Below are 17387 nucleotides of genomic sequence, written 5' to 3' on the forward strand. Positions count from 1 at the left end.
CCCCTTATTCGTCCACGTCGAACTTCTTGTCCAGCCGGTTCATGGCCGCGGCGTAGATGAAGATGAGCACCAGGAAGGCGTAGATCGAGCCCTGCTGTGCGAACCAGAAGCCGAGCGGATAGCCGCCGAGCTGGATGCTGTTGAGCGGCTCGACGAGGATGATGCCGAGGCCGTAGGAGACGATGAACCATATGATAAGCAGAATGACCAGGAGCCGGACATTCGCCTTCCAGTAGGCGGCGCGATTTTCGGGTGTCACCGTGTTTGTCCCTCCCTCTGAGACAGGTATCGGTTGGGTGGATATGGTCGGTCGGCGGGGAGGCCGTCGGTGGCGACGCGACGCGAATACCACTGCGCGCGGGCTGGCCGGCGCGACCCCTCAGCGTTGTTGTCGTGATCCATGACCGCGTGCAGTACGGGGTCATGGCTGCCGGCGCATTGTGTTGCCGTAACTCCTGAAGTGTCAACGCCAAAGGGCCATATGTTGCGCGCCAAGCAATATTCATGATTGTTTTGGTGGGTTATGGCCGGCGGCACGGGCGCCGCGGCAAGGCGCTGCCACTGTGCGTGCAGGCGTTTTGGTGCGGGGGGATGCGTGCCGGCAGCAACCGCGCACCGGGGCGCGGCCCGCGGCGTCGGCTGGGGCAGCGCTCCTCAGCAACCATAGGTGCTTGCGCCCGTCACGGCTTTTGCCTACCTTGAGGGGTTTATCTTAGAGTCCCCGGGCGGCGGCGCCTGCGGGCCGCCCGCTACCGAGAAGCCCACATGCGCTACATCAGCACCCGCGGCGGCGTTGCCCCGGTCGGCTTTGCCGAGGCCCTGATGATGGGCCTCGGCACCGACGGCGGCCTCCTGGTGCCCGAGCACCTGCCGACCCTCGCTGCGGAGCGGCTGCGTGCCTGGTCCGGGCTGTCGTTCCAGGCGCTGGCGCTGGAGGTCATGACGCCCTTCGTCGGTGACGAGATCCCGCGCGACGACCTCGCCCGCCTCATCGAGCGGTCGTACGCCGGCTTCTCCCACCCGGAGGTGACCCCGCTGCGCCGGGTGCCGGAAGGCGGCGGCGAGCGCATCTACCTGGAGCTCTTCCACGGCCCCACCGCCGCCTTCAAGGACGTAGCCCTGCAGCTGCTGGGCAACCTGTTCGAGTTCCTGCTGGAGCGCGACGGCGGCCGGCTCAACATCCTCGGCGCCACCTCAGGTGACACCGGCTCAGCGGCCATCTACGGCGTGCGCGGCAAGCCGCGCATCAATATCTTCATCCTGCACCCCAAGGGCCGGGTGTCGCCGGTGCAGGAGCGGCAGATGACCACGGTGCTGGACGCGAACGTGCATAACGTCGCTGTGCGCGGCACCTTCGACGACTGCCAGCACCTGGTGAAGACCCTGTTCCGGGATCTGGATTTCAAGGCCCGCCACAGCCTGGGTGCCGTGAACTCCATCAACTGGCTGCGGATACTGGCGCAGACGGTCTACTACTTCTACGCCTGGGGCCGCATCAGCGGCGGTGACCCGGCGCGGCGGGTGAGCTTCGCGGTGCCCACGGGCAACTTCGGCGACGTTTTCGCCGGCTGGCTCGCCCGGCGTATGGGTCTGCCGGTGGAGCGGCTGGTGATCGCCACCAACCGCAACGATATCCTCACCCGGTTCGTCGCCACCGGGACCTATGCGAAGGGCGAGGTGTTCCACACCCTGAGCCCGGCGATGGACATCCAGGTGGCCTCCAACTTCGAGCGCTATCTGTACTACCTGCTGGGCCAGGACCCGGCCGCCGTTCGCGCCAAGCTCACGGACCTGGAGCAGACCGGCCAACTCGCCGTGGAGCCTGCGCAGCACGCCCAGGTGCAGGCGGATTTCGCGGCGACCGCCGTCAGCGATGCCGAGACCCTGGCGCAGATCCGGCGCACCTTCGACGCCAGCGGCTACATTCTGTGCCCACACACGGCGGTGGGTGCGGCCGCGTCGCGCGACAGACCGGACGCGGTCGTGCTGGCCACGGCGCACCCGGCCAAGTTCAACGAGGCCGTGCGCGAGGCCATCGGCCGGGAGGCACCGCCGCCACCGGCCCTGGCGGGGCTGATGGACAAGCCCGTGCGCTGCGCGGAGCTCGACGCCAGCGACGCCGCGCTGCGCGCGCACATCGACAGCACACTCGACCGAGCCTGACGCCGACCGCCCGGCCGTGCATGCAGAGCTCACACCCGCCGCCGCAGCATCGGGGGTCGTAGCCCGGCCCCGGACATCGACACCATGAGCATCGAGCAGAACCGCATCCTGATCCTGGACACCACCCTGCGCGACGGTGAGCAGACCCAGGGCGTCGCCTTCTCCCCGGACGAGAAGGCGCAGATCGCCCAGGTGCTGCTGGAGCAGCTGCGGCTGGACCGCATCGAAGTGGCCTCCGCACGCGTCTCACGCGGAGAGCAGGCGGCCCTTGCCCGCATCATCGACTGGGCCGCCGGCCGCGGGCTGGACGGCCGGGTGGAGGTGCTCGGCTTCGTGGATGACGGCAGGAGCATCGACTGGATCCGGGACGCCGGCGGTCGCGTCATGAACCTGCTGGCCAAGGGCAGCCGCAAGCACTGCGAGACGCAGCTGCGCAAGACCCTGGACCATCATGCCGAAGACATCCGCCGCAACGTCGCGCTGGCACGCGAGCGCGGGCTCGCGGTCAACCTGTACCTGGAGGACTGGTCCAACGGCTACACGGACGACCCGGCCTATGTCTACGCCCTGCTGGAGCGGCTTGCCGACGCCGGTGTCGGCCACTTCATGCTGCCGGACACCCTGGGCGTCATGACGCCGGAGAAGGTCTTCACCGCCATCATGGACATGATCCGGCGCTTCCCCGCCTGCCGCTTCGACTTCCACCCCCACAACGACTACGGCCTGGCGACGGCCAACGTGGTGGCAGCGGCACAGGCCGGTGTTGCCTGTGTGCACTGCACGGTGAATTGCCTCGGCGAGCGCGCCGGCAACGCGTCATTGGCGGAGGTGGTGGTCAACCTGCGCGACCAGCTCGACATGCAGATCGGCATCGACGAGCAGCACCTCGCCCGCGCAAGCGAGCTGGTGCAGTACTTCTCCGGCAAGCGCATTGCCGACAACGCGCCGGTGGTGGGTGAGGACGTCTTCACGCAGACGGCGGGTATCCATGCCGACGGCGACCACAAGGGCGGTCTCTACGCCACGCGGCTGTCGCCGGAGCGTTTTGGTCGCCGGCGGGTCTACGCGCTCGGCAAGCTCGCCGGCAAGGCTTCGCTGGCCAAGAACCTGGAGCGGCTCGGGGTGCACCTGAGCGAGGAACAACAGCGCAAGGTGCTCGCGCGTATCGTCGAGCTCGGCGACTCCAAGAAGCGGATCACCTTCGAGGACCTGCCCTTCATCATCGCCGAGGTGCTCGACTCCAGCGGCTACAACCATGCCGAGCTCCTGGCCTGCAATGTGTCCTCGAGCCTGGGGCTCCAGTCCACCGCCAGCATCAAGCTGCGCCTCCAGGACGAGGTGCACACGGCAGCAGGAAGCGGCAACGGCGGCTTCGACGCCTTCAACAAGGCGCTGGCCGAGATCACCGGGCGGGCCGGGCTGATTCTGCCCCGACTGGTGGACTATGAGGTGCGCATCCCCAAGGGCGGACGCACCGACGCCCTGACCGAATGCACCATCACCTGGGCCCATCGCGGTCCGGCCGCGCCGGCACCCGGGCCCGCCACCGCGCCGGGCAGCGAGGCCCCGGGCTATCCGGAGCGCGCGGGCGGCGGCCAGGGGCTCGCAGATGGGCCAGGTGATGCACCCGCGAAGGGGTTGGCCCGGGCGGCCGGCAAGCGGCACGGCGAGTTCAAGACCCGGGGGGTGCACGCGAACCAGGTGTTCGCGTCCATCAACGCCGCCATGCGCATGCTGAATTTGGTGGTGCACTGGTCGGTGGCCGAGGCCGCGGCCGGTGCGGCCGCCGGCGTCGACGAGGACACGGGCGCCGCACAGCACGTCGCCTGAGGCCCGGCGATCACGTGCCATTGGCGGAGTAAGCTCGGACGTCCCCGCGGCGCCGACTGAAGTCCGCGTACCCGGGGGCAGCCGCCAGCCTTCCGCCGCAACTCGCCCGCCGCCCCAGTCACCCTTGCCGCCCCGCAGCACCCAACGAGCCCAAGCCATGCCACGCCCCGCCAAAGTGCCGTCCCTGATCGCCATCTCCATCGCCTGGTCGGCGGTCATCGCCTTCGTGATGACGGCGATCACCTTCCTGCACCAGACTCCGGGCGAGGTGGCCGCGGCCGGCGGCGGCCTGCAATGGGGTCAGGTGGCCTTCCTGTTCCTGCTGTGGCTCGTCGCCGCCGAGCTGACCTTGCTCATCGGCGGTGGCCTGTACCTTGGTGTGGCGCTGCTGCTGCGCCGGCGCCCGCGCGGGGACTGACAGCCGCCGCCGCAGGTCGCAGCACCGGCGTGGCCCGGGCAGCGGCGCCGGTCAATCGCCGTGCCAGAACCCCTCCAGCAGCTCGAAGGTGGCCTCCGGGCGCTCCCAGTGGGGCAGACCCAGATGCGGCGCCAGGGTCTCGAAGCGCCAGTTGGGCCGCTCGGCGGCGAAGTCCGGCAGGCGCTCGAAGGTCACGTAGGGATCGCGGTCGGCGATGGCGAGCACCGGCACCTCGGTCAGCCGGGCATACAGGGTCGCCAGCGCATCGCGGGTGAACAGCTGGGTGGACAGGAAGTACAGCGGCGCGTGGCGCGCCCCGGGCTGATGCGAGGTCGCGTAGGCATAGTCGATGAGGTCCTGGGGCGGCGCACCGGTGAAGGACTTGCCCAGGTAGTAGCGGATGCTGGGCTTCGACGCCACCAGGTCGAACAGCGGCTGCCGCCACAGCGGCAGGGTCAGCGCGCGGTGGACGGCACGTCCGGTACCGGGGCCGGGCATGGTGCGCGCGCTGAAGCCCGTGGGCGAGATGAGCACCAGCGAGGCCACGGCGGCCGGCGCCGCCAGGGCCGCGCGGGCCGCAAACTCCGCGCTCAGCGACAGCGCCAGCACATCCGCCGGCGCGCCGATCACCTGCTCCAGCAGGGCGCCGATGGCATCGGCGTAGAGGGCAGGGGAATAGACCCGATCGCTGCGCTCTGACTGGCCGAAGCCCGGCAGCTCGATGCTGTAGACCGGACGCGCGCCGCGGCAGCGCTCGAACAAGGGCTTGACCTCGAAGCTGCTCGGGGCGGCGTTGACGCTGTGCACCAGGAGCAGGGGTCGGCCGTCGCCGTCCTCGTCTGCGTAGTAGGCGATCCGCCCGCACTGCGGTGTGTGCAGCTCGGCGAGCGGTGCGGTAAGGGCCGGTGGCAGCGGCGCGGCGCTGCCGGCGCCCCGGGATGCGATTGTTGGTCGGCTCATGTATCGATCTCCCTTGGCCTGTGCGCTGCGGGCGCGGTCATGGTTGCATTGACCCGCCCGCAGCGGGGATTATGCGCGCGCCTGGTGTCGCCGCGTGCGATGTCGTCCGCAATCGCCGTGCCGCAGGTCGGGGACCAGTGCGCGGGCACGGATCTCTGCCGCATCCGCCTCTGGAGCCAAACCGTGAATCCGGAAAAGGTCGTCTTCGGTTTCTTCATCCTGCTGGCGCTGACGCTGAACGTCGGTTTCGTGTTCGGCGAGATCGACAACCCGGGCCACCATCACGTCTGGGAATTCGCAGCTGTTGTGCTGGTCAATGCCGTCGCCACGGTGCTGAAGCTCGGTGATCGTACACAAATGGGCGCCGTGCTGCTCGCCACCAGCCTGGTGGCCATGCTGCAGCTCATCGCGGGCGCCCTGGTGTGGACCATCGCCGCGCACGGCACGGCGGCGGGCTTCACGCCGGACGCCCTGGCGAGCGTAGTGTCACTGGCGGTGGGCGCCGTGGTGGCGAATGTGGTCTCGGTGGTGCTGCTCATCGTCGAGACGGTGATGCTGCGGCGCTGAGCCCGGGGCGTGCGTCCCGGCGAAAGCCCGCCCACCGCCGCGACGCGCAGCCGAGCCGCGGGCCTTCGCGTTCTCAAGCCCATGGACAACATCGTCTTTCTGATCTTCCGGCGCATGCGCGCACCGCTGCTGGCGCTGCTGGTGACCTATGCCATCGCCATGGCCGGTCTGGTGGCCATCCCGGGACAGGACGCCGCCGGGAATCCGGTGCGGCTCAGCTTCTTCGACGCCTTCTATTTCGTCAGCTACACGGCGACGACCATCGGCTACGGCGAGATCCCCTATGCCCTCACCGGGGCGCAGCGGATCTGGGTCACCTTCTGCGTCTATGCGACGGTCATCGTCTGGCTGTACTCCATCGGCTCGCTCATCGCGCTTCTGCAGGACAAGACGCTGCAGCGGGCCGTGCAGGAGCGCCGCTTCGCCATGCGTGTGCGGCAGATCAACGAGCCCTTCTACCTCGTCTGCGGCTATGGCCAGACCGGCAGCGGTCTGGTGCGGGCACTGACCGAGCGCGGTCAGCGCGCGGTGGTCCTGGACAACAATGCCGAGCGCGTCAACCTGCTGAAAATCGAAAACCTGCGCGAGTATGTGCCTGCCCTGCGCGCCGACGTGCGCCGGCCGGACAATCTGCTGCTGGCGGGGCTCAGGCTGCCCAACTGCCGTGGGGTGCTCGCCCTCACGTCCGACAACGACGTGAACCTCCGCGTCGCCCTCGCCGCGAAGCTGATGCAGCCGGGCGCCAAGGTCGTCTGTCGGGCAGATTCGCATGAGATCGAGGCCAACATGGCATCGTTCGGCACCGATCACATCTACGACCCCTTCGACACCTTCGCGCTGTATTTCGCCACGGCCCTTCAGGCCCCCTGCCTGACGCTGCTGGCCGACTGGCTCGGGGAGCTGCGCGGCAGCGCACTGCATGACCCTGTGCAGCCGCCGGCGCACGGGCTCTGGGTCATCTGCGGCTACGGGCGCTTCGGCAAGGCGTTGTATGGGCACCTGAAAGAGCAGGACATCGAGCTGGTGGTGGTGGAGGCACGCCCGGAGCGCACCGGCAAGCCGGACTGTCCACTGGTGCATGGCCCGGGCACCGAGGCCGTGACCCTGGAGCAGGCGGAGATCCACCGTGCAGTCGGACTCATCGCCGGCACCGACAACGATGCCAACAATCTCAGCATCGTCATGACCGCCAAAGCCCTGAATCCCGGGCTGTTCACCGTGCTGCGCGAGAATCACCTGATGAACCGCGAGCTGTTCGACGCCGTGGATGCGGACATCATCATGCACCCGAGCCTCATCGTTGCGAATCGAATCCGGGTGCTGCTCGGCACGCCGCTGTTGACGGACTTCGTGCACGACGCCCGCTTCGAGGACGACGCCTGGGCCTGTGAGCTCATTGCCCGGATCGCCGCGCTGGTGCACGACAAGGTCCCGGACGTCTGGCAGGTGCGCATCGACGCGGAGGATGCCTATGCCCTCATGCGGCGGAGGAAGGACGAGCCGCTGCCGCGGATCGAAGACCTGCTGCGCGACCCCCGCGACCGCGGCTGCAGGCTGCGGGCGGTGGTGCTCCTGCGCCGCCGCGAGAACGGTCGCACCCTGTTGCCCGATCCGAAAGACCGGCTGCGGGAGGGCGACGAGCTCCTGCTGTGTGGTCGCAGCACGGCCCAATCCAGCATGCGCTGGACGTTGCAGAATGTGCACGCCCTGACCTATGTCCTGCATGGCGCGAGCCCACCCCGGGGCATCGTGTGGGCGTGGCTGCTGCGCCGGCAGCGTCGGCGCGCAGCCGCAGGCGCAAAGCCGGCTGACGCCGCCGAAGTCGATGACACCGGGCCCGTGGACTGCGAGGAGTCGCGCTGAGGCGGCAGCACGGGCTCGGGGCAGGCCCTGGGGAGGTTGGCCGGATGCGAGCGCTTGGCGGGTGCGGCGTTTGAATCCCCCGGGGCGCTGTCATATGGTCAGCAGCGGACTGAATGCGCGCAGCGGGCCGGCCCGCAGGTTCCTGCCGGCCGCACCCAATGCCACCACCGGGAGGCCGTCATGAATGCATTGCTCGACCGACTCGCCGCGGACCACCGCCGTCTCGCGCACCTCATGGTGCTGCTCGAAGGCATGCTCGACCGCTTTCACGCTGGAGCGGAGCCGGACTACGAGCTCATGTGCGAGCTCCTGGAGTACATGATCGACTATGCCGATCAAGTGCATCACCCGAGCGAGGATCTGATCTTCGAGCGGCTGCTGGCCCAGCCGGGGCAGGGTCACGATGTGCTGCGCCGGCTCATGCTGCAGCACGAAGCACTTGCCCAGCTCAATCGGCGCTTCAAGGAGTCGCTGGAGGGCATCGTCCACGAAGAGGTGCTGCAGCGCGAGGAGGTGGAGCAGCAGGGCCGCGAGCTGCTGGCCACCCTGCGTGAGCACATGCGCCTCGAAGACGAAGAGGCCTTTCCCATTGCGGCTGAAGTGCTGACGGGTGCCGACTGGGCCGAGCTCCAGGCGCAGGCGCCCACCGCCGAGGACCCGGTGTTCGGCAAGGCGGACCCGGAGCGCTTCCGCGCCCTGTACGGCCAGCTGCAGTCCGAGCTGCGCCAGTGACCGCGACCGCCGCTCGCGCATCTGCACCGGGCAACGCCGGCGTGCCCGCGTCGCCGCGCTGCTGCGCCCTGCGGCGCGTCAATCCCTTCCTTGGGCTGGTGATGCTGGTGGCCACGGAGCAGGCGCGGGCGTTCAGCGCCGACGGTCGTCACTGGCAGCTTCAGGTGGCCGCGTATCCGCCGCGTGGGCTCTGGAGCGGCGCCGGCCATGCCGCCGAGCGGCGCTGGTTTCGCTTCGGCGATTGGTCCGCACAGGCGGGCCTGGCACGCGTGCCGGTCAACCCCATCCTCGATGTCGGCGATATGCTCGACGCGGCCGATGCACTGGTGGCCGCGGTGGCCAGGGTGGAGCACCAGGTGCCCTTCACCCCTGCCGCGGAGCTGGAGCTCTGGCAGCTGGACCAGGACGGCCGGCCGCTGGCACTGCTGGACACCGCGCTCGCGGCGGACGGCCTCACCGCGCAGGACGCCCCGGCCTGGAGCGCCGGCGGTGGCGGCGAGCGCCGTTTTCACTCACCCACGCTGGCCGCGGCCGGCGAGCGGATACAGACGAGTGGCGCGCCGGTAGACCACGCGCGGGCGCTGGAAGCGGTCGTGGCGCAGGCGGCAGGCGGCCCCGGCAGGGCAGTTTGGGTGGCGCGGGAGGCAGACGGCGGTGGTCGCATCGTCGCGGCGCCTGCGGCTGCCGGCCCGGCGCCGTCGCTCGCCGCCGAGGACTTCCCAGCCCTGCACCTGCGCGAGGACTGGCCCGATGCCCGCACCACGGCGCTGGTACGGGATTACATGGACTGGCTCTCGCCGTATCTGCTGACCCTGCCGACCCTGGATGCAGCGCGCCGCGCGTCGCTGGAGCGCGCCGCTGTGCGCTGCCCAAGCCTCGTCGATCGGCTCTGGCGCCTGTACCCGAGCCAGATGGACCCCGAGCTGATCCGCCGGGCGCGGGTGCAGGCCAGGCTCCGCTCCGCCGCCACCGACTGATGCAATGCGCCCGTCGTTGTCCGTACCCGTCGTGAATGGAGCCCGAGTCTCCCGGGGCAGCGATGCACCGGCGCATTGTCTGTGCCGACTCCGCCCCGACCTTGGGGACATTCGCGGGGCGCAGTGGGCCGCCGCGCCGGGCTGCTGCACCGGGCTGCTGCAGGGCGCTGACCGCGCCGGCGGCGCCCGCAGGCCTGCACTTAAGGCCACATCACTGCCCCAAACATCACGGCCAACCACCGCGGCCATACATTAGGGTAGGCAGGGAAACCTGACGTCCGCCAGATCATGCGATACAAGAACGTTCCCGGATTCGAGCACGGCACGCCGGAGAGCCTCGGCGTGCTCATGTTGAACCTCGGCACACCGGATGCGCCGACCCCCACGGCCGTGCGCCGTTACCTTGCCGAGTTCCTGAACGACCCGCGGGTCGTGGAGCTGCCGCGGCCCATCTGGTGGCTGGTACTGCACGGCGTCATCCTCCGCGTGCGCCCGAGCCGCTCGGCGCGTGCCTATCAGTCCGTCTGGACCGAGCGCGGCTCGCCGCTGCTGGACGTGGCCCAACGCCAGGCCACTGGGCTGCGGGCCCTGCTCGACGCGCGCTTCGGCAACGGTGTGCGGGTGGAGCTCGGCATGCGCTATGGCAAGCCCTCGGTGGCGGAGGCGCTGGAGCGCCTCAAGCAGGCCAACGTACGTCGTCTGCTGGTGCTGCCGCTGTACCCCCAGTACTCGGGCACCACCACGGCGTCCATCTTCGATGCGGTCACGGATGAGCTCAGCACCTGGCGCTGGCTGCCCGAGCTGCGGTTCATCAACCAGTATCACGACGACGCGAGATACATCGAGGCCGTGGCGCACAGCATCCGGTCCTATTGGGACGAGCATGGCGAGCCCGAGCGGCTGCTGTTCTCCTTCCACGGTATTCCGAAAAAGTATTTCATGGCAGGCGACCCCTACCATTGCCACTGCCACAAGACCGCGCGGATGGTGGTGGAGGCGCTCGGGCTGCCGGAAGACCGCTGGCTGGTGTCTTTCCAGTCCCGGGTGGGGCGCGACGAATGGCTTCAGCCCTACACCGACGAGACCCTCAAGCTCTGGGGCGCTGACGGCGTCAAGCAGGTCCATGTCATCGCCCCGGGATTCTCCGCGGACTGCCTGGAGACCCTGGAGGAGATCGACGTGGAGAATCGCGAGTATTTCCTGGAGGCCGGCGGCGAGGAGTATCACTACATCCCCTGCCTCAACGACGACCCGCACCACCTGGAAATGATGCTCGGGCTGGTGGAGCGGCATGCCTGCGGCTGGCCGGAAATGGCCGGCGTGGCCGAGGACTGGTGAGCTGACGGCGGCAGGCAGCCCCCGCCGCCGCGCGCGTCCCGGTCGCTGGCGATTGCAACCGACCGGGGCCGTCCGCACCTGAGCCGCACCTTCAAGCAGACACGCGTATGCGTCGGACTCAGCCCGGCGCCGCCCCACCGCCATGGACAAGAACCCCTTCCCCACCGAGCTCAACCTGAACCAGAGCACCCGGGTGCTGGAGATCAGCTTCGACGACGGCGCCCGCTTTCGCCTGCCCTGCGAGTACCTGCGCGTCTACTCACCCTCCGCCGAGGTGCGCGGCCACACGCCCGACCAGGCCAAGCTCCAGGTGGGCAAGGAGTACGTCAATATCCGGGACCTGCAGCAGGTGGGCAGCTATGCCGTGAAGATCGTCTTCGACGACGGCCACAAGTCCGGCCTGTACGATTGGCAGTACCTCTACAAGCTGGGCCGCGGCTGGCAGCCGCTGTGGCAGGATTACCTGCGCCGGCTCGCCGATGTGGGGCGCAAGCGCAGCATCGAGGATCCGTTCGAGGCCATGCAGGCGCGCGGCGAGCAGCCGTCGGAGCTGCCGGCGGCGTCCGCGAGCTGACACTGCCCGGAAGCCGCTCCGACCGGGCGACTCCGGGGCCTCGGAAATGGACAGGTCACACCCATCGGGTCGCCACGGCCCCGGGGGCGCAGTACTCGACAGCGCCCGGCAGTAGGTCGGGTCAGCGACAGCATGACCCGACCGTCAGCGGGTCATGTCAACACTGCGTCGGGCTGGGCTGAGACGGGCTGGCCTGAGACGGGCTGGGCTGAGACGGGCTGGGCTGGGACGGGCTGGGCTGGGACGACCCCGGCGTAATCCTGCTCACCCGCCGGCCTCAACACAGCACTCAATGCCGCCCAGCGCGAAACGCCAGACATGCTCCACCAGCTGGTCGAGCCGCTCGGGCACGGCTGCACGGTCCGGATGCAGCCGGGTGAGGATGGGCGCGGCGTGGTAGTAGTACAGAATCTGCCCCACCACGCTCGCGGCGCAATCGATGGTCTGCGGATGCTCCGGCGGGCGGCCCAGCAGCTCGCCGACGATGCTGTAGAGCTCGCGGGCGTCCGGCTCCAGGTGCTCGGTGACGATGCGGTCAAGCACCTCGCTCGGGTTGGCCATCTCCGAGAGATAAATGGTGCTGAGCTGCACCTGGCGCTCGGTGTTGCCGGCGCAGCAGAAGATCTCCTCGAAGAGTGCACGGATGTAGACCCGCAGCCGCTCGGCGGGTGGCGCGCCCGCCGGCAGAAAGTCCGTACGCCGTTGCCGCAGCGTCTCGAACAGGGTGCCGTAGATGGCCTCGTAGAGGCTTCGCTTGTCGCCGAAATGGTAGTGCACCGCGGCGGTGTTGGCGCCGGCACGGCTGCAGATCTCGCGGATGGTGGCTGCCTCGTAACCCCGCTCGGCGAACACCTCCAGCGCTGCGGCCAAGAGCCGCTCCCGCGTGCCGCCGGCCGCTGTCGTCGCCTCCTCCGCCCTCTGTGCCAAGCGTCGTTCTCCTGCAAGGAACCCTGGTCGCGCGCCAGTGTACCGCAACGGCCCGACGGGCTGCGGCGGGCACCGGCGGTGGCGACGCGCAGACCGATACCCTCCCGACAGGCGCCCGGCGCTTGGGTGGCGACCCCATGGCTGGTGTAGAATCAGCCACATGTCGGCACGCCGCCGCGGCGCAGCCACCCGCCGCGGCAGATCATGCACAGCAGCAGCGGTGATGCGCCTTGAGCAATCCCAACGATACCTCCGCCGCCAATAACAGGCTCAGCAGAGGCACCAGCACCAGCGCGGGCCTGCCGGGCGGACCGGGTCCGCAGCGTCCCCGCGCATCAGCCAGGCGGGGCAGCCGTCGCCGCACCGGCAAGGCGCGCCGGCCGCACGCCTTCTTCGGTATCGTCGATTGGTTCTCGCGCCTGGTGGCAACGCCGCTGGCGCTGCCCATGGATCTGGCGCTGTTCGGTGTCATCGGCGCATCGCTGTTGCTCTACAGCATCGCGGATGAGCTGCCGCAGGTGGAGGCGCTGCTCGAGGTGAAGCTGGAGGAGCCGCTGCGCGTCTACACCGCCGACGGCTCGCTGATGGCGGAATACGGCGTGCAGCGCCGCCGCGCGGTGGACTTCGAGGACATCCCGCCGGATCTGGTGAATGCCTTCCTCGCCGCGGAGGACAGCCGCTTCTACGACCATCGCGGCATCGATCTGATCGGTCTCGGCCGTGCGGCCTACGCCGTGGCACAGGCCGGCGAAGCCACCCAGGGTGGCAGCACCATCAGCATGCAGGTGGCAAGAAACTTCTTCCTGACGCCGGAGAAGACGGTCAAGCGCAAGCTGACGGAGATCCTGCTCGCCATGCGCATGGAGACGGCGCTCAGCAAAGACCAGATCCTGGAGCTGTACCTCAACAAGATCTTCTTCGGTAACCGCGCCTACGGCATTTCCGCCGCCGCGGAGTTCTACTACAACAAGACCCTGGACGAGCTGAGCCTGCCGGAGATGGCCATGCTGGCCGGTCTGCCCAAGGCACCGTCCGCCAACAATCCGCTGGCGGACCCGGAGCGCGCCCGGGAGCGCCGGGACTGGATCCTCGACCGCATGCTGGAGCTGGGCTACATCGATGCGGTGGATCACAGCATGGCCTGGGTGTCGCCGGTGACGGCGACGGCCTATGTGGCCCCGGTGGAGTTCGATGCGGGCTATGCGGCGGAGATGGCGCGTCAGGCGATGGTGGACCGCTTCGGCGCGGAGGAGGCCTACCGGCTGGGGCTCGAGGTCACCACCACCATCGACGAGAAGCTCCAGACCGAGTCCGACCGGGCGCTGCGCCGCGGCCTCATGGCCTACAACCGCCGCCACGGCTATCACGGCCCGGAGGACCAGCTCGCCGACATCGAGAGCATGTCGGAGCAGGCGTTGGACCAATACCTCGCCGAGCGCCCGGTGGTGCCGGATCTGCCCGTCGCCGTCGTGCTGGAGGCGGGCGCCTCCTCTGCCGAGGTCTATCTGGGCGGGGGCGAGACGCGGGAGCTGCGCCTGTGGCAGGTCAACCACATGCGCAAATACGTCAATGAGAACGTCAAGGGCCGCCGCCAGGGGCGGGTGGACCGGGTCATCGCCGCCGGCGATGTCATCCGCCTGCGGCAGAACAACAAGGGCAGCTGGATTCTGGCCCAGGTGCCCACGGTGGGCGGCGCTTTGGTGGCGCTCTCGCCCACGGACGGTGCCATCCGCGCCATCTCCGGCGGCTACGAGTTCGACTGGTCGAAGTTCAACCGCGCCACCGACGCGCGCCGTCAGCCCGGCTCCACCTTCAAGCCCTTCGTCTATGCCGCCGCCCTCGGCAAGGGCTACACACCGGCGAGCCTGGTGAGCGATACGAAGACCTCCTTCGGCAGCTGGAAGCCCAAGAACGCCGACGGCAAGTACATGGGCACCATTCGCATGCGCGTCGCGCTCGCCAAGTCCCGCAACCTGGCCATCATCAACCAGGTGAACAAGATGGGCATCGACTACACGCGTGACTTCCTGCAGCGCTTCGGCTACAGCATGGAGGACATGCCGCGCAACTACGGCCTCGCGCTCGGCGGCGGCAGCTCCACCCCGTTGCAGCTGGCGGCGGCCTATGCGGTGTTCGCCAACGGCGGCTACAAGGTGGAGCCGCACATCGTGCAGCGCATCGAAGACGCCAACGGCAACCTGCTGTTCCAGGCGGAGCCGCCGCGGGCCTGTGTCAGCTGCTGGCTGGAGCCGAAGGCGGGCGAGGCGGAAGTCCTGGGCCTGGACGAGGCGGGCAGCCCGCTGGCGCAGCAGGTGCTGGACCCGCGCATCTCCTACAACATGCACTCCATGCTTCAGGACGTCATCACGGACGGCACGGCTAAGCGGGCACGCCGGCTGCGCCGCTCCGACATCGCCGGCAAGACCGGCACCACCAACGAGTCACGGGATTCCTGGTTCGCGGGCTACATGCCGCGGCTCGTCACCGTCGCCTGGATGGGCATGGACGACAACCGCCCGCTCGGTGCAGGGGAGTGGGGCGGTACCGCGGCGCTCGGCATGTGGGTGGACTTCATGGCCGATGCCCTGGAAGACGAGCCCATTGCCAAGATCAAGCGCCCGGAGGGCATGGTGCCCGTGCGCGTCAGCTCGGCCACCGGCCGGGCCACCAGCGGCGGCGGCGTGCTGGAGTACATCCGCAGCGAGTACCAGCTCATGACCCTGGGGCCGAATCCGGTGAAATACGCCGCCGCGAGCGGCTCGGGCTCGCGCTCCGGCAACCGCTCCCGCAGCAGCGGTCCACGCCGCAGTGCACCGCGGCGGAGCGCGCCGCGGGTGATGGACGAGCTGTTTTGAGCGCCGGGCATAGGGCCAGCCGCGGGATGCGGCTCATGCACCGACCGCGCCGGGGCTGACCACCCCGGCCGGCGTCGTCGCCAACGCGACGTCGGCGCCTTCGCCTGAGCTGATGCACAGTGCGCCGCCGGCGGGTATCAGGCAGCTGCCGCCGCGCTTCAGCCGCAGCCGTGATGCGCTGCCCCGCAACTCCACAGCCCCGTCCAGCACCAGCCCCAGCATCGCCGCGCCCGGCTGCAGCGGCGCCGTGGCGCCGGGTGCCAGCCGCAACCGGTGCAGCGCGAGCTCGGCCACAGGGGGCTCGTAGCTGTGCCAGCCGGCATGGTCGGCCCGGATGGAAGGGGTCAGGATCTCCGGCGCATGCGGGTCCAGGTGCAGCACCTCCAGCAGTGCCTCCACGTCGATGTGCTTGTCCGTGAGGCCGCCCCGCAGGACGTTGTTGGAGTTGGCCATCACCTCCAGACCCGTGCCCGCGAGGTAGCTGTGCAGCGCTCCGGCGGGCAAGAATATGGCCTCCCCCGGGCGCAGGTGCAGCAGATTCAGGAGCAGCAGGGACAAGAGTCCGCGGTCGTAGTGGCCGGCTGGGGAAAACCGGCGATGCGCCTGCAGCAGCCAATGACAGCGCGCTTGCTCTGGATCGGTTGGGGGATCAGTGCCTGGATCAGCCCGTCCCTCGGTGGGGTCGGGCGCCCTGCGGTGGGCCTGAGCAACCACCGGCCCCAGCAGCGCGTCCACCGCCGGCTGGGGCAGGCGCATGAAGTCCGCGTAGAGCCGTCGCAGCCCGTCGGTGGTGCCGTCCAGGCGTGTCGCCAGGTCGGCGAGCGATGGCCAGCGCGCCAGCTCGGCTTGGATTTCCTCCAGCGGCCGAAAGCCCCGCAGCGCATGGAAGTCCGTCAGCGCCACCAGCAGCTCCGGCTTGTGGTTGCGGTCGCGATAGCAGCGTTTGGGGTCGTCGAGCGCAAGTCCGAGCCGGTCTTCCCGCGCAAAGCCGCGGGCCGCCTGGTCGCGGTTGGGGTGAACCTGGATGGACAGCGGTGTCGCCGCCGCAAGCACCTTGAACAGGAACGGAAGCGCATTGCCGAAGCGCTGCACTGTGGCTGTGCCGAGCAGGGCCTCGGGCGCCGCAGCGATGAGCCGGTCCAGCGGCACTTTGGCCGGGCGCAGGCAGACGGCGGCGGGCAGGTCCGGATGGGCGCCGATCCAGAGCTCCGCCTGGGGCGCGGCGGCAGGGGCTGGCGCGCCGAGCAGCTCCGGTATGAAGCGGTGATCCCCCCACCCGTAATGCTGGATACCGCAGCAGAGCGCCACCGGATGGGGCCGCGCGACATAGGCGGCGATGGCCGCGGCGATGCGCTGCTGCGCCGGGTCGGGCACGCCGCCGTTGGCTGCGGCCATGGCTCAGCGGGCGCTGTCGCCGGTGATGGGAACGAAGCGCACGGGCAACAGTGCCTGCTCTTCCAGGCGGCCGTCGGCCTGCTTGGTGAGCACCGTGAGCTGCTGGATCTCGCCGATGCCGCCCACGGGCATCACCAGGCGCCCGCCGACCTTGAGCTGCTCGATGAGCGGTTGCGGGATCTTCGGGTGTGCCGCAGTGACCACGACGGCGTCGAAGGGGGCCGCCTCGGGCCAGCCCAGATAGCCGTCGCCCGCGCGCACATGAACCTGGTCGTAGCCCAGTGCCTTGAGGGTCTCTGCGGCGCGCTCGGCCAGCTCCGGCACGATCTCCACGCTGTAGACCTCCACCCCCATGGCGCCCAGCACTGCGGCCTGGTAGCCGGAGCCGGTGCCCAGCTCGTAGACCCGGTCGCCTGCATCCACACCGGCCAGATGGCTCATGACGGCGACGATGTACGGCTGGGAGATGGTCTGGCCCTGGCCGATGGGCAGCGGGCTGTCGCGGTAGGCCTGGGACTTAAGCGCCGGCGGGACGAAGGCCTCCCGCGGCACACTGCGCATGGCAGCGATCACCGCGGCGTCGAGCTGGTCGGTACCGAGGTAATCCGCGGTGGCGGCGACATCCCGCTGGATGCCGTCCACCAGCCGCTCACGGGCGGCGGCATAGCGCTCGGCGTCGTCGGGCGCCGTGCCTGCGCCGGCGGCGGTACCGCCCAGGCCGAGCAGCAGCAGCGCCGGCGAGAACAGGCGCAGCAGGCGTCGGGATGGGTTTGGGGCGTGCATCATGG

The 17387-nt window shown here is 69.5% G+C and carries 15 protein-coding genes; 10 read left to right on the top strand and 5 right to left on the bottom strand.

Annotated elements, in window-relative coordinates; genetic code table 11:
- Nucleotides 1-4: 4 nt before the first annotated feature.
- Nucleotides 5-259 carry a DUF4212 domain-containing protein gene (locus QZ607_RS05340; RefSeq protein WP_295880480.1) on the bottom strand — a complete coding sequence of 85 codons (255 nt, stop codon included), beginning with the start codon at nt 257-259 and terminating at the stop codon, nt 5-7.
- Between the two features lie 506 nt (nt 260-765).
- Between QZ607_RS05340 and thrC the strand changes: the two genes are divergently transcribed.
- The 3 genes from thrC to QZ607_RS05355 all read left to right on the top strand — a co-directional run bounded on the left by thrC (nt 766) and on the right by QZ607_RS05355 (nt 4411).
- Nucleotides 766-2163: a threonine synthase gene (gene thrC / locus QZ607_RS05345; RefSeq protein ID WP_295880483.1), complete on the top strand. Its 1398-nt coding sequence runs from the start codon at nt 766-768 to the stop codon at nt 2161-2163.
- Nucleotides 2164-2247: 84 nt separating this feature from the next.
- Complete coding sequence (locus tag QZ607_RS05350; protein WP_295880485.1) at nt 2248-3993, top strand: alpha-isopropylmalate synthase regulatory domain-containing protein; 1746 nt, start codon at nt 2248-2250, stop codon at nt 3991-3993.
- Nucleotides 3994-4150: 157 nt separating this feature from the next.
- Nucleotides 4151-4411: a hypothetical protein gene (locus tag QZ607_RS05355; RefSeq protein ID WP_295880488.1), complete on the top strand. Its 261-nt coding sequence runs from the start codon at nt 4151-4153 to the stop codon at nt 4409-4411.
- A 51-nt stretch (nt 4412-4462) separates the two neighbouring features.
- Here the strand turns inward: QZ607_RS05355 and QZ607_RS05360 are convergent, their stop codons facing one another.
- A complete protein-coding gene (locus tag QZ607_RS05360; protein ID WP_295880491.1) occupies nt 4463-5371 on the bottom strand; it encodes an alpha/beta hydrolase in 909 nt (302 codons plus the stop codon).
- A gap of 183 nt (nt 5372-5554) precedes the next feature.
- Between QZ607_RS05360 and QZ607_RS05365 the strand changes: the two genes are divergently transcribed.
- The 6 genes from QZ607_RS05365 to QZ607_RS05390 all read left to right on the top strand — a co-directional run bounded on the left by QZ607_RS05365 (nt 5555) and on the right by QZ607_RS05390 (nt 11422).
- The gene (locus tag QZ607_RS05365; protein ID WP_295880493.1) at nt 5555-5938 is read left to right on the top strand and encodes a DUF6394 family protein; all 384 of its coding nucleotides are present in this window, start codon (nt 5555-5557) and stop codon (nt 5936-5938) included.
- Nucleotides 5939-6019: 81 nt separating this feature from the next.
- Nucleotides 6020-7801: a TrkA family potassium uptake protein gene (locus QZ607_RS05370; protein WP_295880496.1), complete on the top strand. Its 1782-nt coding sequence runs from the start codon at nt 6020-6022 to the stop codon at nt 7799-7801.
- Nucleotides 7802-7981: 180 nt separating this feature from the next.
- Entirely contained in the window at nt 7982-8533 is a 552-nt protein-coding gene (locus tag QZ607_RS05375; protein ID WP_295880498.1) for a hemerythrin domain-containing protein, read from the top strand.
- Nucleotides 8530-9510: a hypothetical protein gene (locus tag QZ607_RS05380; RefSeq protein ID WP_295880500.1), complete on the top strand. Its 981-nt coding sequence runs from the start codon at nt 8530-8532 to the stop codon at nt 9508-9510. Before QZ607_RS05375 ends, QZ607_RS05380 begins: the two co-directional genes overlap by 4 nt.
- A 288-nt stretch (nt 9511-9798) precedes the next feature.
- Entirely contained in the window at nt 9799-10848 is a 1050-nt protein-coding gene (hemH, locus tag QZ607_RS05385; protein ID WP_295880501.1) for a ferrochelatase, read from the top strand.
- Between the two features lie 142 nt (nt 10849-10990).
- The gene (locus tag QZ607_RS05390) at nt 10991-11422 is read left to right on the top strand and encodes a DUF971 domain-containing protein (protein ID WP_295880503.1); all 432 of its coding nucleotides are present in this window, start codon (nt 10991-10993) and stop codon (nt 11420-11422) included.
- A 264-nt stretch (nt 11423-11686) separates the two neighbouring features.
- Here QZ607_RS05390 and QZ607_RS05395 read toward each other — a convergent pair whose 3' ends face one another.
- A complete protein-coding gene (locus QZ607_RS05395; RefSeq protein WP_295880505.1) occupies nt 11687-12349 on the bottom strand; it encodes a TetR/AcrR family transcriptional regulator in 663 nt (220 codons plus the stop codon).
- Nucleotides 12350-12579: 230 nt separating this feature from the next.
- Here QZ607_RS05395 and QZ607_RS05400 point away from each other — a divergent pair, with 230 nt between their 5' ends.
- Entirely contained in the window at nt 12580-15204 is a 2625-nt protein-coding gene (locus QZ607_RS05400; RefSeq protein ID WP_295880507.1) for a penicillin-binding protein 1A, read from the top strand.
- 33 nt (nt 15205-15237) lie between these two features.
- On the opposite strand, the gene manA is transcribed toward QZ607_RS05400, so the two are convergent.
- Together manA and QZ607_RS05410 are read right to left on the bottom strand one after the other, a co-directional pair.
- The gene (gene manA, locus QZ607_RS05405; RefSeq protein ID WP_295880511.1) at nt 15238-16599 is read right to left on the bottom strand and encodes a mannose-6-phosphate isomerase, class I; all 1362 of its coding nucleotides are present in this window, start codon (nt 16597-16599) and stop codon (nt 15238-15240) included.
- Nucleotides 16600-16602: 3 nt separating this feature from the next.
- Entirely contained in the window at nt 16603-17385 is a 783-nt protein-coding gene (locus QZ607_RS05410; RefSeq protein ID WP_295880513.1) for a protein-L-isoaspartate(D-aspartate) O-methyltransferase, read from the bottom strand.
- Between the last annotated feature and the right edge of the window lie 2 nt (nt 17386-17387).

The sequence above is a fragment of the uncultured Thiohalocapsa sp. genome, assembly GCF_913063425.1.
In the GTDB taxonomy this organism is placed as follows: Bacteria; Pseudomonadota; Gammaproteobacteria; order Chromatiales; family Chromatiaceae; genus Thiohalocapsa.